This window comes from Flavicella sp. IMCC45668, from assembly GCF_057219105.1.
The window spans coordinates 699,213-722,301 of record NZ_CM170114.1 but is presented as its reverse complement, the minus strand read 5'-3'; the positions used below and the strand labels follow the sequence as shown (position 1 = coordinate 722,301).

The 23,089-nt window shown below is 33.8% G+C and carries 20 protein-coding genes; 12 read left to right on the top strand and 8 right to left on the bottom strand.

What is annotated here, in order from left to right; translation table 11 throughout:
- The first annotated feature begins 44 nt into the window (after positions 1–44).
- The 10 genes from AC2DZ0_RS03335 to AC2DZ0_RS03290 all read left to right on the top strand — a co-directional run bounded on the left by AC2DZ0_RS03335 (position 45) and on the right by AC2DZ0_RS03290 (position 9,413).
- Entirely contained in the window at positions 45–671 is a 627-nt protein-coding gene (locus tag AC2DZ0_RS03335; RefSeq protein WP_484643657.1) for a DEAD/DEAH box helicase, read from the top strand.
- A 405-nt stretch (positions 672–1,076) separates the two neighbouring features.
- Positions 1,077–2,684 (top strand): phospholipase D-like domain-containing protein, encoded by a 1,608-nt coding sequence (locus AC2DZ0_RS03330; protein ID WP_484643655.1) that lies wholly within the window; start codon positions 1,077–1,079, stop codon positions 2,682–2,684.
- A 27-nt stretch (positions 2,685–2,711) separates the two neighbouring features.
- Positions 2,712–3,266, top strand: coding sequence for a hypothetical protein (locus AC2DZ0_RS03325; protein WP_484643654.1), 555 nt, complete (start codon positions 2,712–2,714; stop codon positions 3,264–3,266).
- Entirely contained in the window at positions 3,259–4,851 is a 1,593-nt protein-coding gene (locus AC2DZ0_RS03320) for a GMC oxidoreductase (RefSeq protein ID WP_484643652.1), read from the top strand. The genes AC2DZ0_RS03325 and AC2DZ0_RS03320 overlap by 8 nt, the downstream gene beginning before the upstream one ends.
- 12 nt (positions 4,852–4,863) lie before the next feature.
- Positions 4,864–5,997 (top strand): ferritin-like domain-containing protein, encoded by a 1,134-nt coding sequence (locus AC2DZ0_RS03315; protein WP_484643651.1) that lies wholly within the window; start codon positions 4,864–4,866, stop codon positions 5,995–5,997.
- 34 nt (positions 5,998–6,031) lie between these two features.
- Positions 6,032–6,433, top strand: coding sequence for a hypothetical protein (locus AC2DZ0_RS03310; protein ID WP_484491619.1), 402 nt, complete (start codon positions 6,032–6,034; stop codon positions 6,431–6,433).
- A gap of 4 nt (positions 6,434–6,437) precedes the next feature.
- On the top strand, positions 6,438–7,922 hold the full coding sequence (locus AC2DZ0_RS03305) for a Dyp-type peroxidase (RefSeq protein WP_484643649.1): 1,485 nt from the start codon (positions 6,438–6,440) through the stop codon (positions 7,920–7,922).
- A gap of 1 nt (position 7,923) precedes the next feature.
- Positions 7,924–8,364: an SRPBCC family protein gene (locus tag AC2DZ0_RS03300; RefSeq protein WP_484643648.1), complete on the top strand. Its 441-nt coding sequence runs from the start codon at positions 7,924–7,926 to the stop codon at positions 8,362–8,364.
- 11 nt (positions 8,365–8,375) lie between these two features.
- Positions 8,376–8,822, top strand: a complete 447-nt coding sequence (locus tag AC2DZ0_RS03295) for a cupin domain-containing protein (protein ID WP_484491616.1) — start codon at positions 8,376–8,378, stop codon at positions 8,820–8,822.
- 9 nt (positions 8,823–8,831) lie between these two features.
- Positions 8,832–9,413 (top strand): TMEM175 family protein, encoded by a 582-nt coding sequence (locus tag AC2DZ0_RS03290; RefSeq protein WP_484643647.1) that lies wholly within the window; start codon positions 8,832–8,834, stop codon positions 9,411–9,413.
- A 76-nt stretch (positions 9,414–9,489) separates the two neighbouring features.
- Here the strand turns inward: AC2DZ0_RS03290 and AC2DZ0_RS03285 are convergent, their stop codons facing one another.
- The 8 genes from AC2DZ0_RS03285 to AC2DZ0_RS03250 form a co-directional block, all read right to left on the bottom strand.
- Complete coding sequence (locus AC2DZ0_RS03285; protein ID WP_484643645.1) at positions 9,490–10,857, bottom strand: alkaline phosphatase family protein; 1,368 nt, start codon at positions 10,855–10,857, stop codon at positions 9,490–9,492.
- 5 nt (positions 10,858–10,862) lie between these two features.
- Positions 10,863–12,068 carry a metabolite traffic protein EboE gene (gene eboE / locus AC2DZ0_RS03280; protein WP_484643644.1) on the bottom strand — a complete coding sequence of 402 codons (1,206 nt, stop codon included), beginning with the start codon at positions 12,066–12,068 and terminating at the stop codon, positions 10,863–10,865.
- Positions 12,065–13,249, bottom strand: a complete 1,185-nt coding sequence (locus AC2DZ0_RS03275) for a 3-dehydroquinate synthase (RefSeq protein ID WP_484643643.1) — start codon at positions 13,247–13,249, stop codon at positions 12,065–12,067. The genes eboE and AC2DZ0_RS03275 overlap by 4 nt, the downstream gene beginning before the upstream one ends.
- A gap of 48 nt (positions 13,250–13,297) precedes the next feature.
- Positions 13,298–14,185, bottom strand: a complete 888-nt coding sequence (eboC, locus tag AC2DZ0_RS03270) for a UbiA-like protein EboC (protein WP_484643641.1) — start codon at positions 14,183–14,185, stop codon at positions 13,298–13,300.
- Between the two features lies 1 nt (position 14,186).
- Positions 14,187–15,092, bottom strand: coding sequence for a TatD family hydrolase (locus tag AC2DZ0_RS03265; RefSeq protein WP_484643640.1), 906 nt, complete (start codon positions 15,090–15,092; stop codon positions 14,187–14,189).
- 10 nt (positions 15,093–15,102) lie between these two features.
- The gene (locus AC2DZ0_RS03260) at positions 15,103–15,942 is read right to left on the bottom strand and encodes an EboA domain-containing protein (protein WP_484643638.1); all 840 of its coding nucleotides are present in this window, start codon (positions 15,940–15,942) and stop codon (positions 15,103–15,105) included.
- Between the two features lie 299 nt (positions 15,943–16,241).
- Positions 16,242–17,414 (bottom strand): ferritin-like domain-containing protein, encoded by a 1,173-nt coding sequence (locus tag AC2DZ0_RS03255; RefSeq protein ID WP_484643637.1) that lies wholly within the window; start codon positions 17,412–17,414, stop codon positions 16,242–16,244.
- Positions 17,415–17,432: 18 nt separating this feature from the next.
- Complete coding sequence (locus tag AC2DZ0_RS03250; RefSeq protein WP_484643636.1) at positions 17,433–19,223, bottom strand: hypothetical protein; 1,791 nt, start codon at positions 19,221–19,223, stop codon at positions 17,433–17,435.
- A gap of 262 nt (positions 19,224–19,485) precedes the next feature.
- Here AC2DZ0_RS03250 and AC2DZ0_RS03245 point away from each other — a divergent pair, with 262 nt between their 5' ends.
- Complete coding sequence (locus tag AC2DZ0_RS03245; RefSeq protein WP_484643634.1) at positions 19,486–21,318, top strand: cation:proton antiporter; 1,833 nt, start codon at positions 19,486–19,488, stop codon at positions 21,316–21,318.
- Positions 21,319–21,501: 183 nt separating this feature from the next.
- Positions 21,502–23,082: a T9SS type A sorting domain-containing protein gene (locus AC2DZ0_RS03240; RefSeq protein WP_484643633.1), complete on the top strand. Its 1,581-nt coding sequence runs from the start codon at positions 21,502–21,504 to the stop codon at positions 23,080–23,082.
- Positions 23,083–23,089: the final 7 nt, after the last annotated feature.

Sequence of the window (23,089 nt, the reverse complement as noted above, 5' to 3'; positions counted from 1 at the left end):
AGTATATCTTTGTTCTTTTAAAAATTACTCACAATATTTTACCCATGTCAGCACTTCCAATGCCTTTTAAAAAGCTTCATACAACGATCAAAGAATTGTTAGAAAATTTAGAAATTTCGGAACCAACAAAATTTCAAATAAAAAGCATCCCTGTAATTAAAAGTGGTGCCAATGTTTTCTTCACTGGTCCTGCTGAATCAGGGAAAACAACTACTTTAATCCTAACTACCATGCACAAACTAAAATGTGAAGCGGTAGGTACAGCTCCTAGAGCAATTGTTCTTGTTGAAAATAGAGACAAAGCAAATACGCTATATGACACCTTCTCAGCATATACAAGATACAATAGCTTGCGGGTATATTATGCGGATGAAAAATCTCATATAGACTTGTTGAAATCTGAAATTTTTGAAGGTATAGATGTCCTTATTGCAACACCACAAACCTTAAACAAACTCTTATTGGCAAATGGAGTAAGTACATCTTCATTGATGTTGTTTAGTATTGATGATGCAGACTTTCTTTCGCAACGCACTCCATTTTCAACCTTACTCTCGATCACACCAAGCATCACGAAATGTCAATTTGTACTATATGCGCAAAAAATGACACCAAAATTAAATTCACTCGATTCCTATTTTATGGAATATGCCAAAATTGTAAGCGTTTAAAAAAAACAATTCTAAGTATATTAAATCCCATCTTTTTAGATGGGATTTTTTTTGATTAACATTTGTTAATCCACAACTCTTTTCTATCCCTGTTTCTATTTTTAAAATTTTATAAAAACACAGCTCATTTAAACTAGTTAGATATAGCTAGTAAAAAAACACCATTCACAATATTCTAAAGCACTGAATTACAACTACATGAAATTACCACTAAAATTTAAAACCACTTAAATCAACCAACTATTTATTTTTAACAACTCCTAATATATACGGATAAGGAAATACCAATTTTATTGGGGATTGATTATCCTTTTTTAAGTTTTTAAAATTGTTACCCTTAAAGTAAAATAAGTAATACTCCCATAATCGATATGTTGGTATGCTTATAAACTTAAAAATAAAGTTATGAGATCAAGAAAAGAAATTAATGGGGTTTCAATGCACCTAATAAGTGGTACACATGTGGTATTACTTTGCTTGAACGTAAATACACAAACTAGAGAAAACCTATTAGGATTTTATTTAAGTCGTAAAGACATTACTACTGGAAAAGTAAAAAAACTGAAAGGAGTTAAAGAGTTTAAAAACAAAGGAAAAATTGATGACAAGGAATTAATTCAAGCATTTCTTTGGGGAGATTATACAGCAAAACCCAATACAACATATTCTTATTCGGCAACGCCTGTGTACGGAAGTCCAGAAAAAATGGATAAAGGAGTTCCATTAGACATCAAAATATCTACAGAAAACCCTGACGAAGGTACTCATGGTGTTTTTTTTAATCGTGGAACTGTTGGACAAGCCTATGCAAGAAAGTTCAACAATCAAAGTCCAGATAAATTCCCCAATAATGAAGCTTATAAATGGCTATCACGTGGCTTAGAAGAAGCTATGCTTTCTTTTATTAACAATGCAAAAGATTCCAACTATGCTTTGCATGTTGCAGCCTATGAGTTTGACCACGTACCGGTAATCCAGGCCCTATCTGATGCTACAAAAAGAGGTGCTGAAGTAAAAATTATTTATGATCGCTCTAAACGAGGTCCTTGGGAAAACACTGATAAAGCTGTAGCAAAAGTACCAGGTATTGAAAAGCACATGATACCAAGAAGCTCAAATGCTTCTATAAAACATAATAAATTTATTGTTTTATTACACAAAGGAACACCCATTGAAGTTTGGATGGGCTCAACCAACTTTACGAGAGGAGGAATATTTGGTCAGTCTAACGTTGGACATATCGTTAGAGACAAAAAGATAGCGCAAGATTATTTTGATTACTGGACTCGGTTATCAAAGGATCCTCAAATGAAAGACATCAGACCAGAAAATCATGCACACACACCTACTCCAACTTCTGAACTTAATCAAGGAATCACGCCAATATTTAGTCCAAGACCAGATTTAAGTATTTTAGATTGGTACGGTAATCAAATTAAGGATGCCAATGAATCTATCGGTTTTACAGCTGCATTTGGAGTAAACCAAGAGTTTGCTGAAATCATGAGTAAGGAAGATGAATCCTTACGTTACATTTTACTAGAACACCAGGGAAATACTTTTGATAAGTTTAAAGATACCTCCAACAATAGAATTGCCCTTGGCGCAGTTTTAAATAAAGAAGAAATTAAAGAAGAAGGCCTAAAAGGCTGGGAATCCGAACACTTAACAGGATTAAACGATCATGTTAAATACCTACACACCAAATATCTACTAGTTGACCCTCTAACAGATAACCCGACCTTAATTACAGGATCGGCAAACTTTTCAGAAGCCTCTACAAAAAATAATGATGAAAACATGATCATTATAAAAGGAGATACAAATGTCGTAGACATTTATTTGACTGAATTTGTGCGTTTGTTCAACCATTTTGAATTTAGAGATCAAATGGCAAATCAAGGTTTAGACGAATCTTTATTTAGTGACTATTTATTTGAATCCAATTCATGGACAGATATATATTTCAAGGAAGGGACTCAACATCATATGGAACGCGAATTATTCAGTTAATTAAGGATTTCTTCTAAATAAAAATTTATGAAAATAACAAATGAGCAGCAAATAGGTGGAGATGTCTGCAACGACAAACTAAAATCCGAATTAATATTCGCTGAAGGTCAACATCTTACTCACACCAACAAAGAAGCTTTATGGGAACTTTTTGAAGCTATTGGAAGTAATTGGTCCAACACCATCTACAACTCAAATAACCAACGCAGTTCTTGGTATGAAATGATCAAAGCAAAAACAGAAAATGCTCCAAATTATACCGGTGAGTACGTAAATGCATTATACGTAATAAATGAGTTAAAATCAATTTATGGTACCGAAGAAGCTTTTAAGAAACTATTTTTTGAGAGTGGTGTTGATAACGACTTACCTCCCACTACCAGATTGGCTCATTGTAAAATTTATGTTGTAAACGAATTTATCCGGATGCAGATCACAGCAGGTGGCTTTAAAAGTTGGGGGAATAAATATGGCGGAGAAAAAGGTAAAAACTATCATGGTTTTTTAAGCGGAACTCGCTACAACCGAGAATCAAAGGTAAGAGCATACCAACCAAAAAACAAAGATAACAACCATGAATGAAAATTTTGATTACATCATTGTGGGAGCCGGTGTTGCTGCTGCTACGATAGCCAAAGGATTACTAGAACACAAACACGACACGTCCATTTTAATTCTTGAGGCTGGACCTGAAATTATTGCAAAAGATCGTCGTTTTTGGTGGGACTATATTACAAAAGGAGAACGACCTTACACGTATACTTATGATCAAAAATGGGAAGCAGAAAGCACAGGAAATATTGAGTATCAAACAGAAGGTGTTCGAGTAAAAGCTTATGGTGGTTCTACTATGCACTGGGGAGCTTGGTGTCTAAGATTTAAGCCAGAAGACTTTAATCTTTTTTCTAATACTGGAGAAGGCGCCGATTGGCCAATTAATTATGAAGACCTTGAAAATTATTACAATAAAGCCGAAGCGTATTTATCTGTATGTGGTGATGCTTCTGAAAATTGGTTTCCTAGATCCAAACCCTACCCTGTACCTCCATTTCTTTGGACTGCAGCAGATGGCGAAATGATAAAAGCCTGGGAACAACTTGATGTAACATACCAAGAAGGCGACCTAAACCCTGGAACAAAAGAAAAAATAAAATCGGGTAAAATGCCTATCGCAAGATACAGAAAATGCATGACTACCGGAACCTGTAAATACTGCCCTATTGGAGGACGGTTTAGCGCTCAATATGTACTTGATGATTTAAAAAATGATAAGAGATTTGTGAATTTTGAAGTCCGAACAAACGCTCCTGTTCATCAAATTAATGTAAAAAGTAAAAACACTATCGAGTCCGTTAGTTACACAAATAATCTGAACGGTGAGGAGATCACGGTGTATGGTAACAAAATAATAGTTGCATCTGGAGCTTATAACGTACCAAAATTATTGATGGCTTCGAAAAGTAAATATTGGACAGAAGGTATCGGAAACGATCATGATTTAGTAGGTAGATATGTGGTATCACATTCTATGCTAAATGTAGTGGGTAAGGCAAAATCAAATCCTAATGGTTGGTTTCAAGAATACGATTTCCCTACGCTAATGTCTCACAGTTACAACACTAAAGAACATCAGAAAAAAGGTAAAATTTTCATGTTTAAAAACAGAACTACACCAGATACAGATATTGCACAACTAATGATTGATGGTAAATCAAGAGAAGAAATAGATCGAGTTGTATACGGTGAAATGAAAATCAATTTACAAGCTTTCCTAGAAGAAAAAGGTAAATTTTCAAATAGACTGATAGCTAAAGAAGGTACAGATCGTTTTGGTCTACCACAAACATCAGTTCATTTTAGCAGAACTGATGAGGAAACAAAAAATGCCAATGATCGGTTAAAACTACTAGAAGATGTAATCACTAAAATGGGGTTAGAAATCATCTCTTCAAAAGTAGATAAACCCGGAGGTCATCACACAACGGGAACTGCTCGTATGGGAACCTCTCCAGAAAATAGTGTTACCGATAAATATATGAAAGTACACAATACAGATAATTTATTTATTTGTTCCAATGCTGCTTTCCCTACAGGATCCGCAGTTAACCCAACACTTACACTTACTGCCTTATCATTTAGGCTCGTAGAACATTTAATTAGTCAATAAACACTCAAATACATGATTGCAACACCCGAAATATATCAAAATTCCTTTCAAGAAAAAGCCTTTCGAACGAACAACATAAATGAATTAATAAATCATTCTAAATCCGTTGAAGACATTCATGAGGATAAATTATTTGTCTTAAAAGAATTATTAAATAGTGCGGTAATATTAGAATTTGCTACTATCCCTATCTACTTACAAGCCATGTGGTCTATCAAAGACAACAACTGTGAAGTAGCCAAATCCATCAGAAACATATTTCAAGAAGAAATGCTTCATATGGCAATGGTTTGTAATATGATTGTTGGAATTGGTGGAGAACCAAGAATTTATGATCCGAAATTTGGATTAAAATTTCCCTCAGGCTTACCAGGAGGGGTTCATCCTGATTTGTTTTTACATTTAGAAGGGTTGAGTGACCGTTCACTTAGAAACTTTATAGAAATTGAATTACCAGATGCCGTTGCAGACATCTATGATTACGAAACAGGCGAGCTTGTAAAACTTTGCGGTTTATACAACGCTGATGGGACTCCGGGAAAAGCCAACACCAATCATATTCACAACACCACAATAGGTCAACTATATGATCGAATTAATGAGCTTTTCCAAGAACTACAGCCAGAAATGGATGTAGAAAGACAATTAGCAGGGCCTTTATCATGGTGGGTAATGGCAGATGCAACAAGTGTATCTAAAGCAATTGACATGATTAAGGAACAAGGTGAAGGATCTGAAGATGTTGGTCCGGAAAGTACCGGAATGGATAATCTTGCTCATTTTTACAGATTCTGGGAGGTTTTTCAAGGCAAAAAAATAATTGAAGAAAACAACAAGTTTTATTTCAAAGAGGAGCTGCCTAGACCTGATGCATATAAAACTGCCAGAATACCAGATGGTGGCTATCAAAAAGAAGATGTTGATGAAAAAGTATGGCACCTTATTAGAGAGTTTGATATAGCTTATACAGATTTAGTGAAATTACTTGAAAATGCTTGGGCTATCGGGGGACGTGGACAAGCGGCCTTAGTAAATGCTATCGAGGTTATGTTTAAACTAGAAAAATATGCAATTCCACTAATGCAAATACCTATACCTAATAACACTAAAGGAGAAACATACGGTCCTTGTTTTAGAATGTTATAATCCAAATAAAAAATAAAAACTCAAAAAATATATTATGGGAAGTTTTGTCGAAATCAATGACACATTACAACTAACAGAGGAACAAGGCTTCCCTGTTGAAATTTTTAACTTAGAGAAACACCAAGTCAACCCTGTCACACTGAAAGATGTGGAAGGTAGAATTTTCGAATTTAAAAATAAACCAAGTGCTCGTATTTTTCAAATAGATCCAGTTAGAGTTTATTTTGCTCATAACATCAATGGTAAGTGGTTGTTTTGGGGAAGAGTATTAATTCAATCTCAAAAGGTAGAAAAATCGTTAAATGACGATGGTTCTTGGACAGAAGGCTCATGGAAAACATCGGGAACCTATAAAATTCTAAATGTCTATAGTCCGGAGTATCAAAAAACATTTACTACAAATGAGGCACCTGACGACCGAAACTATTACAAATAGTCTCATGCAAAACTGCCAAGAATCACAAAAATCAGTATTAAAATTAAGCCAAACTAATTTAGATATTGAAGACCCGGGACTAAAAGATGTTTTTGAGGATATTCAGGGTAATATATTTAAAAGTCATGGTCGTGCCTATTCAAAGCATGTATTTTTAAAATTAGGCGATGATATTCATCGAAATAGAAAATTTGTAAACGCCTTAGCTCCCAAAATCACATCAGCATACACACAACATCATACCTCAATTGATCACAAAGAAAACGGCAAAGAACACATTTTTACTGGGGTTTTGTTAAGTCACAACGCCTATATAGTACTTGGAGTTGATGTAAAAAACATCCCAGATGACAAAGCATTTGTGGCTGGGATGAAAGATACAGAATTTCAATATGACACTGGCCCTAGAGGAGTACATGCTAGAACAAAGAATCCATTAAACGATACGATAGAATCATGGGAAACAACATTCCAAAACAATATTGATCTATTAATCATTTATGGCTATGGAAGCTCTCAAACGAATGCTGTGATAGCAGATAACACTCTTTGCGATGAGGTAAAAAAACTAAAAGAATTATTAGCGGGTACTGGTGAAATTCTTGGTATTGAAAATGGCTATGTTTTAAAAAATAAAAATGATACCACTATAGAACACTTTGGTTTTGCAGATGGGGTTAGTAACCCTGTTTATTTCAAATCTGATATGGAGCGCTTACAGGAAGTTGACAAATACAACCCGACAGGTTCGTTTGGATTAGTAGCCACAGAAGACCCAGGAGGTGCATTCGCTGAAAGAAGTTACGGAAGCTATTTCGTTTACAGAAAACTTCAACAGAATATAAAAGGGTTTAAAGAGCAAGCCAAACAATTCTCAGACCTTTTATCAAAAGCAACAAATTCAAAAGTAAGTGAAGAGTTTGCCGCTGCATTAGCAATTGGAAGACATAAAAATGGAGCTCTTTTGGATGAAAACATTACCTCTGATACTGGTGAAATCCCCAATAATTTCAATTTCGCTAATGATACCCATGGATACAAATGTCCATTTCAATCCCATATTAGAAAAACCAATCCTAGGGGTGATACGGCGGTACGAAATGGTGTTCCTATATTCAACGAAAGAAGCAAACGAATTACAAGAAGAGGTATCAGTTATGGAGACAAAAACCTGACGCCAGATAAAGAATGGACAGATGCAGGACTCCTCTTTCTTTCTTGTCAAAGCGATATTGAACAACAATTTTTGGTAACGCAAACCGGTTGGTCAGACAATCCTAATTTCCCTATTAAAGGAATTGGTACCGACCCAATAACATCCGGGCAGAACACAACGATTGACAATCAATCAAAACGATGGAAAATTAAAATCGGAGACAAGTTAATAGAATCCGAGTTTGGCTTTCAAGATTTAATCAAGGTACGTGGAGGTGAATATTTTTTTGCCCCTAGCCTTTCTTTTTTTAAAAACTTAATAAACAAAAAATAATATGACAGAAATTGGTTACAAAGATTGGCGCGTAGTACAATCTATCGAATTAGGAGCCTCTGCGGAGGAAATTTGGAATGTTATCGGTGGTTTTTTTACCATCCATGAATGGCATCCAGAAATTACAGAATTGAATGTTTTAAAAGAACAAACAGAAACAAGAGAAATAAGAAGACTTTTAACATTTCCGGGGCAACCAAAAGCTATTGAAGAATTGGTAATGATGGATAATGAAAATTTCCATTACAGATACAAATGGTATGCTGGAGAATGGGGAGAAGCTATCCATAACTATTATTCAGATCTAAGAGTATTCGATATCAAAGGAGGAACCTCTATTGTGCAATGGGTTGCCACTTTTTACTACAAAGAAGATGCTATATCTGAGTTTTATCAAAATGGATTTGATGAATTATTGAAAAGATTTCCAATTAAAAAATAAAAATTTATATCATGAGCGAAACAAGAATATTAAAGCCGAACGAAGGAAAAACAACAAAAATCACAGGATTTGATGCTATCTACAAAACAGAAAAAAGTGTTACCGGTGAGTATTTAGATTATTTTGAATTGGTAGTACCTGCGAAACAAGGTGCCCCATTACATATTCACCATAAAAACGATGAAAGTCTACAAGTAACTGAAGGTACATTCACTTTTCAGGTTGACGAAACAGTTTATGATGCACCTGTAGGAACGTTCATTTATTTACCACGTGGTGTAGCTCACAAATTCACAAATGTTGGAGATACCGAAGGTCGTCTGATTGGTACATTTACCCCATCAGGAACATTTGACTTTTTCGATAAATTAACAGAAGTTGATTCTGATGACTTTGAAGAAATTCAAGCATATTCGAAAAAATATGGACACGAGGTTTTAGAGGTAGGAACTTATTAATTTTTCAAAATGACATCATCTAGACTTGAAGCTTTTAGTGATGGGGTAATAGCTATTATCATCACAATTATGGTTTTAGATTTAAAAGCACCCAAGGAATATACTTTAATTGGGTTTTATGAGGTTGTCCCTAAATTCATTGGGTATTTTGTGAGCTTTCTTTATGTAAGCATTTATTGGGTCAACCACCATCAACTCTTTAAAATTGTTGAAAAAATAGATGGTAAGGTATTGTGGGTAAATCTATTATTGCTTTTTTGGCTTTCTTTAATACCCTTTTCAACTAGTTGGATTGGTGAGGGAAACCACCATACAGATATAACTCCTGTATTACTCTATGGTTTTATTTTATTGATGAGCCAATTGTCATTTATGCTTTTAAGAAGTTACATTATTAAAATCCATGGTAAAGAATCGAAGGTGTCTGAAATGCTAAGTAAAAAAACAATAGATTTCAGTTGTGCCTTCGTTTGTTTGGCCGGTATATTTCTATCATTTATGAACACATATATCTCTATGGGACTCTTCTTATCTGCAGGATTTTTAAAGGTTCTTAAACTTAGGAATTTTTCAAAAAACTCCTTTGTGTAATTCAAAAACAAACCACTCTATTAGACTTTTTGACTTTAGAGTGGTTTTATCTTAACTCTTGATGCTCCACAATTAATTAGTGAAATACACTAGAAAGTATTACATCTTTAACAGCTATCGCTTCAATAGTCTTATCATGATTATCTTCTGAAATAAGAATTGGCAGCTCATTCTTTGGTACATTGATCCTACCGTGTGACCCTTGAATCATCTCTCCTTTTAAAGGGATAAAATCAAATAAAACTCTGAATCCCATTTTTTTTAGTAATAATTTCGCTACTACTTGAAGTTTAACAGCCGTCTTATCTGTATCTAAAAACATCTCAACAGGATCATAGCCAGGCTTATCATGAATCGCAACCGTTCTAGCAAAATCAGGTGCCTGCTTATCATTTTTCCAATAATAATAGGTAAACCAAGAATTCTTTTTGGCTACTACCATAAAAGTCCCTGAACGTTCTTTATGCCATAATTTTCTTTGTACTTGTTCTTTTTTATTTAAAACTTCCTCCACCCCATCTATATGAAGCAATAGTTGATACACTTTTCCCTCTACTTCAGGAGCGCAATATACATGTGCAACTTGATGGTCTGCTACCGCAAAAGCCTGACTTGCACCTGCATCTAATAATTCTTTATTATTTTCAGTACGTACCTGCAACAATCCAGAATCACGGAGTACTCTATTCAAATGAATTGGAGAATCTACAGGAGAAATACCATATTCAGAAAGGACAATAGGCTTTACATTTTTCGATTCATAATACTGGATCAAATTTTTAAGCAGATCATCTATTTCCTTGATATCCTTTTTTACTTCATAAGAATCACCTTTGTATTTTTGAAAGCAATAGTCCAAATGAGGCAAATAAATTAACTGTAAAGTAGGATTGTATTTTTCATGCACATATACTGAGGCATCTGCAATCCATTGACTTGATTTTATCGTTGTTCTGGGGCCCCAAAAATCAAACAAAGGAAAAATACCAAACTTATCCTGCAATTCATCCCTTAAACCAGCAGGAACACTATAGCAATCTGGCTTTTTCAAACCGTTGGCCCAATATTGCGGTCTTGGTGTAACTGAATAATCTACAGATGAATACATATTATACCACCAAAACATATTAGCACAAGTAAAATTTTTATCTCTTTCTTTACCATCGTCCCACAAACTTGGTACTTCTACTATTTTATTAGATTGTTTCCAGAACTGAACTTCAGATTGTTCTTTGTTATACCATCCGTTTCCAACAATTCCATGTTCCGATGGAGATTTACCTGTTAAATAAGTAGTTTGCATTGTACAAGTAACTGCAGGTAACACAGGAGTAATTGTAGCAACATTTTTTTCTTTTTTGCTCCATTGAGAAATAAAAAGACTGTTATCCTCTAATATTTTTGAAGTTAGTCCAACTACATTTATTACTACAGTTTGCTTCATCTAATTCATTTAATTTGGTTCAAAACCCATTTCATTTCTCTTGTTACTGCTGATGTGATATCCGTTTGCATTTGATTAGGTAAAACATCCCAGGTATATGTTTCAATTTCTAGATGCTTTGTAAAAGATCTTTTTTTCCACAATTGTAAAACTTCTATCAAGTCATCTTGTGTAGATTGCAATTTTTGATAATCTGCAAGAAATATTGGTACATGATAATGCGTTCTTAATTCCTCAAAACTCAATGAATCCATAGCTTCTATAGCTACATCTAAATCTGGAAATTTATGATACACTCCGTCTTTTGACTTAATGATTGCTTGATGAAGGTAATTCGGTTCACAAAACTCCTGTAGGAACTTTTGTAACTCCAAGCTTGAATAAGCACCGTCCATATTACATTTCAAAGCAGAGCTTAATTGTAATTTCCCTATGTTAATTCGATTCGTTTCCATCATATTAACAACTTCCAACGGTTTTTCATAAGCCACAGCAGCATGACAAATATCAAAACACAATTGAACATGCTCTCGAATTGCTGATTCAGCTTCCGACTTTGTACACTTCACAAGATCCATTAACTGATTTACTCCTCTATCTATGAGGTAATCATTATAAAACTGAACAAACTCAATGGAGTTTTCTATAATTCCATCCGGCTCAGGTTCAATATCTAAATGCATAGACTTACCGTTTCTCAGCTTAATTTTCATCAAATGCTCCACTACCTCTATTATCGAGGTACAAGCTTGACTTTTAGCCATTTTTAATTCTAACTCAGAAGCATGCCAAAATTTATAGGATATAGGAGAAGTTGAGATCCCTCCTTCCATAGAATCGGGCAACAATTCTCCTAGAATATCGAACAGCTGCTTTGTATATTGCTTTCTTGTGTCATTTGTCCAATCCGGTGCATGAACCTGATCCTTTATCACTTCGTCATGAAAACTGCCAAACGGAAAACCATTCATTGTATATACATACAATTGGTTCAACGTTAGCCACTCCTTAAACTCCAATAAAACGGAAGGTTTGCTCAATTCTACTGCAGCCAGGTTTGATAAACGCAGTCCAACTCCAAAAGCTCCTTGAGGCGAAATTCTATGTTTCACTTCTATCACATACGTTTTTAAATTATCAAATATTTCTTGCCATGTTTCACCGGCATGAATGTTAGTGCAATAACTTAAATCTCCATTCCCTATTCTCATATACTTTGTAATTGTGATACAAACTGATCAATATAAGCAACTGATTGATGAAGTTTAGAATCCTCCATCTCATTAATTTCTTCTCCCTTACCGATAGCTTTTAATAACATAATAGTTAGTTTCCCTCCTAAATGTTCTCTAAATTCTTCTAACCCTCTTAATAATTCAGGATTCATTTTTGAACGATCGTCAGAATTGAAAAGTAACAAAGGGTTCAATTCAAATTTTAATGAATGAAAACAACGTACTATCCTTAACAACTCTTCTTCCGATATAAAACCTTTAAAATATGAATAACAACTATCTAAAACGATACCTACAGCAACCGCTTCTCCATGGGTTAGCTCATAATTTGTTAAGTTTTCTAATTTATGAGCGGCCCAATGTCCAAAATCCAACGGTCTTGATGAACCTTGCTCAAAAGGGTCTCCTGCCGTTGCTATATGCTCTGTATGCAATTCGGCACATCTAAATATCAAATAATCAATAGCCCCTTTATCCCTTTTATTCAAAAGGCTAACATTAGATTCTATCCATTCAAAAAACAAGCTATCTTTAATCAAAGCAACCTTAATTGCTTCAGATATACCAGAGCGATAATCACGATCCGATAAACTATCTAAGAACCGAGCATCGTTAATTACAGCGAAAGGTGGTTGGAAAGTTCCCAAAAAGTTCTTTTTTTCAAAATAATTGAATGAATTCTTTACACCAACTCCAGAGTCATTTTGTGATAATACTGTTGTCGGAATCCTAATCAAACGGACCCCCCTATGGGCTATGGCGCTTGCAAACCCAACCATATCCAATACAGCTCCTCCTCCTACGGTGATGATAAAGGAATGTCGATCAATTTTTTGAGTGTTTAGTAATTCTAACACACTTTCAACAGCTTGCCAATTATTTTTAACAAGTTCTCCTCCATCCACAATTAAAGGTATTCCTTGTAAACTTATATTTTTATGATACGACTGAAAATACTTTTTTATCTTCTCTATTAAGTAACTATGATGAACAAACATCCCACTGTCTAATACGACCACAACTTTGGCTGTACCTATATTTGGAACACTGTTCAAAACATCTTTTAAAAAAGGGTTCTCGGTTCCGAAAACATCCTCTGTAAAAGAAATGTTATAATTGAATTTAACTTCAAAATTTTGTTGTATTACTTTATTCATATTTTACAAACCTAAATAATCATTCTACTCATTCTTATCTTCAACCTTCTAGGTCACTGCATAACGTTTTGCTATCAAAACAGACAAAGGCAATAAACATAAAAGCAACAATCCATGAATCGGATGTGCAAAACCAGCAACATAAATAGCATTGAGTGGAATTAAAGACAACACACCTGTCTTAACAGCCTTCATTATCTCTTCTGGAATATTATTTTTTATCGCGTTAATCTTTGCATTCAAGTTAATTCCATACCAAAATAATAAAAAAGGGATCGCTGCATAGGTATTTAAGTATCCTTTAAATATTAAAACTATAAAAAAACAGACAACAGAAGTGTCCAAAAATATAGCTTTTACAATGGCTTTTCTATTGTTTCCTTGTGCTTCTTTTTGACCAACCAAGGTAATGGCACCAACAAATAGTAACGGTACAAAACCAATAAACCACATAGAGCTAACTACGCCAGGAATAATACTCATTCCTAACAATAGGTTTGTTGCTCTACATAATCCCATATTTATGGGACCTAATATAGCATGATGTTTGGCATATTTATCATAAGACAAAGCCAAAACAGCAGTAATAGCCGCTAAAACTCCACTGAAAACAGATACATTTAACGCACATACTATACCCACTACAAACAAAACTAACCCAAAATAGATAGCCTCTTTTTTTGTAATAATACCTCTTGGTAATACTCGTTCTGGTCTATTTATTTTATCATCTTCAAAATCAAAAACATCGTTAAAAACAATTCCTCCACCATAAAGTCCAATCGTGGCAATCATCAAAAGCATACTTGAATTAAACGATGTTTGTTCAAAACCATTATTAAAAACTCCTGCAATTGCCAACCCAGCAACAATATCTGAAATCGCGGTGATGATATTTGCCGGACGAGCTAATTTTATAAAACTACCTAACCTCATGTTAGTTCTTGATAATATTAGAGTATGTTTTTTTCACAAACTCTTGTCCACGCAACACGGAATTCCCATTCAACAATTCCTGTTCTTCAATTTTCATTTCTGTAAGCCAATCAGCCTCATTAAATTGGCCACTTTGTCCATATACGTCTAAAGCATTTTGATAACATGTAAGGTGCATATCTTCTTTAGAAACACCTCTTTCTAACATTAGCGCAGCAGTCTTAGGAACTGCTAACGGATCACTCACTCCCCAATCGGCAGAACTATCAACAATGATTCTTTCAGAACCATATTGTTTTACAACTTCCACCATTCTTTCGTTCCCCATTTTTGTATTAGGGTAAATAGTAAATGCAGCCCAATACCCCCGATCCAAAACATCTTTTACTGTTTCTTCATTGTTATGATCTATGACTACCATGTTTGGAGCAACACCATGTTCTTTTATCACCTCCATACTCCTAAGAGTACCATTCTTTTTATCTCTGTGTGGTGTATGGACCATAATTGGAAGATTCAATTCTTTTGCCAATTCTATCTGCTGTCTAAAATATTTATCTTCAGCAGCAGTTTGATCATCATAACCAATTTCTCCAATGGCTACCACCCCTTCTTTTGCCGCATAGATCGGAAGTAACTCCATTACTTCTTCCGCCAAAGCCTCATTATTAGACTCTTTAGAATTAAGTCCGATTGTACAATAATGTTTAATTCCGAATTGAGATGCCCTAAAACGTTCCCAATTGACTAAACTATTAAAGTAATCTTGAAAGGAACCTACCGATGTTCTCGGTTGTCCCATCCAAAAAGCGGGTTCAATAATAGCAACAATTCCTGCCGCTCTCATAGCCTCGTAATCATCTGTAGTACGAGAAACCATGTGTATATGTGGATCAATAAAATGCATTTGTAAAAGTTTAATTATATAGTGTAGTGTTTATGTATTCTTTTCCAATAGTATTCCAAAATTCTATTTCATAAATTTCAGATCCACTATTGATATTTAGTACTTTCGTGGCAGCATTCTTTTCTAAAACATCGCTTGAATTTTTAGCTTTTGTTAATGATATTTTCATTTCGTCATTATTAGCCCCAATCATAAGTTGCCAAAGTTCTGGAGTAAATGTTCTACCTGCCGCCCAGCGTTCTTTAACATAATCATTAGCTACTAGTGCTAATTGCTTATTGTTACGTTGCTGTAAATTGTAAATTAAATATAAAGGGCGAAAATTAAATATCCCTTTTAAAACAAGTTGATTCCAGCTATTCTCAGACAAAAACGTTGCCGCAAACGGATTGTTATGTGCAATAGCATCGTATACCGTAATTACGTTACTTCGAATCCCCTCTTCTATAAAACTCGAAAAATCTTCTGCGTTTTCAAGGAAGTAAAGACTTTTATATAAATCTTCTTGTTCTTTATCACTTGCAGTATTCTCAAGTTTCTGAAGAATTGATTTATTGTTTTCTATTTTTAAACGTGACATCATCACCGCTCTTGATAAAGAGTGCGTGTTCCATTGTTCACCACAGAAAGAAGGATAAATAACATCCAACTCTTTAAGTTCTTTTTCTGAATAAGCAACAGCTTCTTTTTTAATAAATCTTTGCACTAAACTATAAGACAATAAAAATTTATTTCCAGTTGTATCTTTATCAATTTTATGAAGACTTGAATCTAACCATTCCTCTTCTTTTTGAGGTAAATGATTCCTTAATATTTTTTCTAGAAACACTCCTTTATTAATTCCCGACATATTCCTTTCTTTCTTGATATTATTTGCCTGCAATTTGTTTTAATTCAATTAAAATAACCACTGCAACCGTTTCTAAAATTACTTTCTTATTATTAGATAATCAAATGCTTTTCAAAATAATTCTATAACTTATTATTTCATCACGCTAATCCTTTATTTTATAAGGACATACTATTGCTTAATCGTTTAAGCAAATTATGCATTCATCTCTAAACCCTATTAAAAATCCGATAACAAATATGCTATCGGACTTATAACTAACAAAAGTCTAATTCTGTTTAACAAATATCATGCTAAAATCATGATACTCGCTCTAAATCAACTTTTAGTGAGGCTTTTTCATTTTCCGTTAAATCTTGAGAAACGACATACTCATAGCTCGGTCCTGCCACAAACCCAGGATTATTAGGATCAGGCAAAGCCATTAGTTTTAATGCATACAAGCGCAATGCATACATAGATCCCATGGCATTACTTAACTTCTCTGGGGCCCCATTAAACGTATCATGTAAACTGTTTAATAAATTGGTATAATTATAATTAAATAATTTACTGTTCAAGTACGCCAATGATGAAACGGAATAATTACTCGTTTTAGGATTTTCAGTCATATTTGGCACTTCATTTTCATAAAAAGGAATGGTTTCACCTGAATAAGAATATCCCACTTTAGCATTACTATCTTTTACTAATTCTTTTCCTGCAAAAATTTCGGCAAATCTGTAATAATGAGCGGGCTCACTAGGTGTATCTCCATCATTATCGGTATCAACAAAAGGATCAGTCGTACTACCCTCACCTTGATCTACAATAATTTCAATGGCTCTTTTAGCACTCGCTAAATCTGTTATCGCAAAAAGCTCAGATTCAGGAAACCATTTAGGGTTTACAACTTGCTTAGCCACATCACCTTTAAAAATGGTATCTCCTTTTAGTTGAGCAATAATTTCATAAATCTCCAATAATAAGGTGATATACTCATAATACTCACCAATAGTCAAAGAATCTTTCTTTTCTAATATAACAACTCTTGCTTCTAACTGTGATTTTAAATCAGTAGCTCCCTCTAAATTATTTCCTTTTAATTTAATATCAATAGGGTTTTCAGGCTCTTCGATAACCATAAAAACATTTTTAACCAAATTCTTAGAAAATTTTGCAATTGGTACAATTAAACCTGTTTCAACACCACCTGGTAAAGGACCGGGATAGTTTGGAACAAATTCTGGTTTATTCAAAACAGGCTCGCCTTTTATGGCATTCAATAAGTTACATGCAATAGTTAAGTGAAGCATTTCTTCAATAACAACGGAATGAATTAACCCAGCTATTTTAGTGTTCTTTGTATTCGCTAGAGAAAACATTGCAGTTAAATAAGGCGGAATTGTAGCATGTTCTAACTCAATTGCTGTTTGAATTGCACCTTTTAATTTCTCAAGTGAATCTATTTTTTTGTTTTTTAGTAAAATCATAATATTCTATAAGTTTTTCTAATTTGTTTCCACAGTTTCGTTTTTCTTCTTATCACTTAGAACACTGTCTAAATAGTTTAGAATCATCTGTTGTTTGTCTCTAGACAAATCTCTTGTTACCGGCATATAGTTTGGATCAGATACTTCTTTGCCAAAAACAAATTTTAGAATTTCAGCATGTTCATCGACTACCTCTTGATTTGATAATTTGAATACTCCTCTAGACATAATAGGATATAAATTTGAGTATTGTTGCATTGTTGGCTGTAAATCAGCCCAAGTAGGATTCTTTACAACAGCAGCATCTACACTATCAAAAACCATAATACTGATAAAGTTTATCGGATTACAATCTGCAAAAAATTCACCTTCTAAGCTATAATTCAACGCATATAACTGACCATCAATAAACGCTCTTGGATTCCCTGGATCCGAAGCATTTAATTTGATCTCCGCGATACCTTTGGAATCTGTCTCTGTGGCTGCCGTAAAACTTAAAGCATTCTTAGGAACTCCCAAAATTGGATTATCGGCCCCTTGCAATAAATTTGTAGTATCGTCATTCAACACAATAGCACTATTCTTTAATGGCTTACCATATTGAGTCGCATAAAATTTAACCGTTGCTTCATCATCCGGGTTGATCCTAAACACATAGGTATCTGCAACCACATAATTTTTCTTCTCTTCCAGCATTGGCATTACCGATTGTTTTAAGCTTAAACTACTTGTTTGGGTAGAGGAATAATCTAAAATTACCAATGGATTATTTTGAATCAAGACTAAATTTTCAGGAGATAGTTGAAATGTACAAATTCCCGAATCTTGTTCGTACCAACCTGGATCAGTATAATTTACTGCCCCTAAAAACACGTAATTCGGATCCTCTTTTGTACCGTTGTTAATCGCTAATGTCATGGTCGCTGTTTCAACAATACCTACATTGGCAGTAGCTATCTGTTCTGCTTTTCCTTCAGTATCAATTATCTGAACAGGTGCTTCTGGCGCAATTCCAAATTGCAAAGAATTCGATAAATTTAAAACAACTTGGCTTAATTTTTCATCCACTATCGCCATTGCATAATTAACTGTTGGAATACTAGGAAACAACTGTCTTCCTTGAATATGATGAATTGGTTCATCATCAAAAACAGGTCCGATACTTCCCACCATTCTACCAAGTGTAAATTCTGGAGAGGTATGATCTCCATTATATCTATCCACAGTAAATTGTATTGACAACTTTTCTTTACTTGTTTGCATTAACTCTTTTAAATACCTAGAACCAGAGGTTTCAATATTTTTCCATTCTAAATTTTTCAATTGAGATTGATAACTTGCAGCTGCCGCTGCATCGCGAGATTTATCTGTAGACCTATTAAACCAAATATTGGTAAAAGCTGCTACATCGTAGTCACCTGAAAGATAAACTTGATCGCCTTTTCCAATGCGAACGATCAATCCCCATATTTCTGAAACCATTTGCTGCTGTGAATCCAAATCCACCATTTTTCCAGCAACCCTTGAATCAGTATCCATAATATTCATACCGATAATGGGATCCTTTTTAGGATCTTTAGTACTAGTCCCATCTAAATAGGTAACACTTTGAATTTTCAGATCTATTAATCTAAAGTTACCTGTACCTGTTGGGTTCCACCAACCATTGGCATTTTTTTCATCTTGAAAATCTTGATAACTCGACTGAAATGTGGCATTATTGAAATGATTAGGATCATTGTTTACCGTGGATACATCCGACTGAAACCTTCCTGAAAAGGTGAGCCTAGGGCTTTGTAAATAAGACATTTTATTTTTTTTAGTTGATTATTTATTCAATCATTATGAGTACAAACATTTTGATTAAATTTAGTATCAATATTAAAGATTTCGAGAAACTGAAATTTTACAAATTCCATAAACACCCTAATTTTAAGCATAAGTGCATTTCCTAAACACACAATCGTTAAGGATAATTTTATTTATTTGAATAGCAATTCAAGGAACTTCTCTTGTATTTCAAAAGGATTGTTATATTTGTTCAAAGTGACGAACTACTTAACATTATAAAATGATAGAACTTTCCGGAATTATAATACTTGGAATTTTAGCACAATGGTCTGCTTGGAAATTTAAAATACCTGCCATCTTACCTTTAATATTAATTGGTCTTTTAGTGGGACCTGTTGCTTCTGAATGGCTTAGCTCTGATGGTACTAAATGGATTGAACCAGTATGGAATGGTGAAAAAGGATTATTTCCTGGAGAAAGTCTTTATTACTTTGTCTCTCTGGCTATTAGTTTGATTCTATTTGAAGGAGGGTTAACATTGAAATTGAACGAGATAAAAAATGTTGGTCCCGTTATTACGAAATTAATAACTATCGGTTCTGCAGTTACTTTTTGGGGAGCTGGATTTGCTGTTCATTTTATTTTTGAACTGTCTTGGCAAGTTTCTTTTCTATTTTCAGCCTTAATCATTGTGACTGGTCCAACTGTAATCACTCCGATTTTAAGAAACATTCCTTTAAAGAAAGACATCTCTGCTGTTTTAAAATGGGAAGGAATATTAATTGATCCTATTGGAGCATTGGTTGCCGTATTGGTATTTGAGTTTATCAATGTAGGCACAGGAACAACCTATACCAAAACAGCTTTTGTTGAATTTGGAAAAATTGTTTTATTTGGTTCAACTTTCGGGTTTACATTTGCGCATGCCTTGGGGTATGCCATTAGAAGAAAACTAATCCCACATTATTTATTAAACGTTTTCGTTCTTGCTTCTGTTTTGGGGATTTTTGTATTATCTGATGCTTTCTCTCACGAATCAGGATTATTATCTGTTGTTGTGATGGGAATGGTTTTAGGAAATTCGAACCTTCCACACTTAAATGAAATATTAGATTTTAAAGAATCTATAAGTGTGCTCCTGATTTCTATTTTATTCATTTTATTAGCTGCAAATGTCAATTGGAGTGATTTGATGTTGATTTATAACTGGAAAACTTTGGCGATTTTTTTAATTGTTGTTTTTGTAGTGAGACCATTGGGCGTATTTCTATCTTCAATCAATTCTACCTTAAAGTTCAATGAAAAACTCTTTATTAGTTGGGTTGGGCCTCGTGGTATTGTTGCCGCAGGTATTGCCTCTCTATTTGGTTTAAAACTTGTTAAAAACGGCGTAGAAGGAGCAGAATACATTACACCATTGGTTTTTGTTATTGTGTTGGGAACCGTATTATTTAATGCCACAACAGCCCGTTTATTTGCAAAAATATCCAAAGTGTTTTTACAAAACTCTAACGGAATTCTAATCATCGGTGCATCAAAATTCTCTAGACTTATTGCGGAATACCTAAATGAAAACGACCAACAAGTGGTATTGATGGACTCTAATATTGCTAATATTGAAAAGGCAAAAAAAATGGGATTAGATGCTTCCTTGGTAGACATTTATTCAGATGAACTAATAGACAATATTGAATTGAGTAATATTGGATTTCTGATTGCCTTAACAGGAAATGCGGAAATAAACAAATACGCTATTCAACGATTCAAAAAACAATTTGGAGAAAATGGTGTTTTTAGAATTCGTACTCACGATGAGGTTGTTGAAAACCCAAGAAACTCAAATTTAATGTATCATAAAAATGATTATGTTTCTGTAATGGAAGTTGCCAATCAGTTCCCTACTGTTCAAGAAGTTCCATTTACGACCAAAGAAGAATATATAGCATTGATTCGTTTGACCGAGAAAGATGAGGATATGATACCACTATTCGTCAAATTTCCTGATGGCCATTTAGACATCATTACATACGTAAATAAAACACGTTTGGAGAATATAAAAACTGGGACAAGTTTTGTTTATCTAGGGAAAGAAATCGAAAGCCCGACAAAATAGCTTTGTATAATTTCGAAAAAATTGACGTCCCAAACACAGGAAGACATTATAATGACATAGAGCTACTTTTTGATTCAATTGAATAATTAATTTGGAACCAAATTCCGAAAGGTCACCGGGGTGCTTTTTAACCAAATAGCCCCTTATTAGGAATTAAATATTAACCAAATTAAACCAAACTTCATGTATTCATCGAGTAAAAATGATTTATGTAATTTAAGTCAAAATTGTAAATCTAAATTTTTCAATTACAAATTCATTCCAATTGCTATTCTGTTATTCGTTTCTTCTGTTAGCTATGCTACTCTCCCTCCAGAATCTGCATTTTACAACAAAATCCCTACAGTCAAAACTATTAAATTTACCATCGAAAATCCCTGGGACAACACAGGTAATGAAAGTAATGCTTTACAAAAAATAATTGATGAGAATCACCAACTTGTTAACGGCACTAAAAAAGGGATAACTATATTAATTCCCAATGGAAAATATTTTCTAGAAAACATTCAAATGAAATCAAATGTCCACATATTAGTGAATAAAAATGCAATTATTTATTTGGCTGATGGATATAATAACACTGATAAGAATAAACACATTTTTCGTTTTGGACCAGACAACAAAGAACAAGTAGAAAATGCAAGTATCAAATGCATGACAGATGGAGAAAATTTTATTATAAATTTGGTACAATTCAATGCTGGAAAAAAGATAATGCCCATTACCCTTAACAATGTCAAAAACTTTATGGTAAGCGGTATTAGAATTTTAGAAAAAAGATCACAATTTCAAGGTATAGATTTGTCACCATCAAAAAAAAAGGATGGTAGCTTTGCAAGACCAATCAATGGAATTGTTGAAAATATAGAAATTAACAATGCGGATTATGGATACGGCTTGGTTCAAATGCATTGCGGTAAAAATATTCTTTTTCAAAATCTTTATGGGGTTGGTGGTACCACATTACGGCTAGAATCTGATTATAGAGATGGCGTAAATGAAGCCCAACACCTTGTTATTGAAGATGTTTTTGCAAGAAATATAACATGCAAATACGGAAACAGTGCAGTAATGCTTTCTCCTCATGAAAGATACAACTTAACAGTTGATATTGACGGTGTAAAGGCAGTTGAATGTGGATGGGCAGTAAGAGTTGGTGACTCCTATGCAAATGATGATGTTCATAGATTAGGTCGATTTTCGAGTGACTCTAAAATTAGAAATGTAAAAGTACTTTATGGTAATAATGCTAGAGTAAAACTAAATCATATCAATAGATATACTTGCAACATAGAGACTTATACCCTAGAGCCCAATAATCTATTACCCGATACAAATGTTTTAGGTTACAAAGGACCATCTATTGCAGGTGCCTTATACGAAGCTTCTTATGTAATTGATTTTGATCCCAATAACCATATTACTGTTTTGTCAGGAAGTATCAGTGGTTTACCTAAATTTCTCAATGATAAGGTGAATTGTAATTCCAATAAAATTGGATCTCAAAAAGCTAAAAAACTGGAAACCTTAACAAATGATTTTAAACTATTCCCAAATCCTACTAATAACAAGATCACAATTGAATCTAAAGAAATCCAAACTTTTATTGAAATTTTCAATGCAACAAATAATAGGGTATTCAGTTTTGAACCAACAAAAACCAATATAAGCATTCTAGATATTTCACAATTAAGACCTGGGATCTATTGGGTAAAAACAAAAACTCATGAAAACGAATATAATATTCAACTTATTGTAAAATAAAACTAAA

What these genes read in the sequence shown, in the direction of transcription:
- AC2DZ0_RS03335 (WP_484643657.1), top strand. Translation starts at nt 45, where the DNA reads ATGTCAGCACTTCCAATGCCTTTTAAAAAGCTTCATACAACGATCAAA.
- AC2DZ0_RS03330 (WP_484643655.1), top strand. Translation starts at nt 1,077, where the DNA reads ATGAGATCAAGAAAAGAAATTAATGGGGTTTCAATGCACCTAATAAGT.
- AC2DZ0_RS03325 (WP_484643654.1), top strand. Translation starts at nt 2,712, where the DNA reads ATGAAAATAACAAATGAGCAGCAAATAGGTGGAGATGTCTGCAACGAC.
- AC2DZ0_RS03320 (WP_484643652.1), top strand. Translation starts at nt 3,259, where the DNA reads ATGAATGAAAATTTTGATTACATCATTGTGGGAGCCGGTGTTGCTGCT.
- AC2DZ0_RS03315 (WP_484643651.1), top strand. Translation starts at nt 4,864, where the DNA reads ATGATTGCAACACCCGAAATATATCAAAATTCCTTTCAAGAAAAAGCC.
- AC2DZ0_RS03310 (WP_484491619.1), top strand. Translation starts at nt 6,032, where the DNA reads ATGGGAAGTTTTGTCGAAATCAATGACACATTACAACTAACAGAGGAA.
- AC2DZ0_RS03305 (WP_484643649.1), top strand. Translation starts at nt 6,438, where the DNA reads ATGCAAAACTGCCAAGAATCACAAAAATCAGTATTAAAATTAAGCCAA.
- AC2DZ0_RS03300 (WP_484643648.1), top strand. Translation starts at nt 7,924, where the DNA reads ATGACAGAAATTGGTTACAAAGATTGGCGCGTAGTACAATCTATCGAA.
- AC2DZ0_RS03295 (WP_484491616.1), top strand. Translation starts at nt 8,376, where the DNA reads ATGAGCGAAACAAGAATATTAAAGCCGAACGAAGGAAAAACAACAAAA.
- AC2DZ0_RS03290 (WP_484643647.1), top strand. Translation starts at nt 8,832, where the DNA reads ATGACATCATCTAGACTTGAAGCTTTTAGTGATGGGGTAATAGCTATT.
- AC2DZ0_RS03285 (WP_484643645.1), bottom strand. Translation starts at nt 10,857, where the DNA reads ATGAAGCAAACTGTAGTAATAAATGTAGTTGGACTAACTTCAAAAATA.
- eboE (WP_484643644.1), bottom strand. Translation starts at nt 12,068, where the DNA reads ATGAGAATAGGGAATGGAGATTTAAGTTATTGCACTAACATTCATGCC.
- AC2DZ0_RS03275 (WP_484643643.1), bottom strand. Translation starts at nt 13,249, where the DNA reads ATGAATAAAGTAATACAACAAAATTTTGAAGTTAAATTCAATTATAAC.
- eboC (WP_484643641.1), bottom strand. Translation starts at nt 14,185, where the DNA reads ATGAGGTTAGGTAGTTTTATAAAATTAGCTCGTCCGGCAAATATCATC.
- AC2DZ0_RS03265 (WP_484643640.1), bottom strand. Translation starts at nt 15,092, where the DNA reads ATGCATTTTATTGATCCACATATACACATGGTTTCTCGTACTACAGAT.
- AC2DZ0_RS03260 (WP_484643638.1), bottom strand. Translation starts at nt 15,942, where the DNA reads ATGTCGGGAATTAATAAAGGAGTGTTTCTAGAAAAAATATTAAGGAAT.
- AC2DZ0_RS03255 (WP_484643637.1), bottom strand. Translation starts at nt 17,414, where the DNA reads ATGATTTTACTAAAAAACAAAAAAATAGATTCACTTGAGAAATTAAAA.
- AC2DZ0_RS03250 (WP_484643636.1), bottom strand. Translation starts at nt 19,223, where the DNA reads ATGTCTTATTTACAAAGCCCTAGGCTCACCTTTTCAGGAAGGTTTCAG.
- AC2DZ0_RS03245 (WP_484643634.1), top strand. Translation starts at nt 19,486, where the DNA reads ATGATAGAACTTTCCGGAATTATAATACTTGGAATTTTAGCACAATGG.
- AC2DZ0_RS03240 (WP_484643633.1), top strand. Translation starts at nt 21,502, where the DNA reads ATGTATTCATCGAGTAAAAATGATTTATGTAATTTAAGTCAAAATTGT.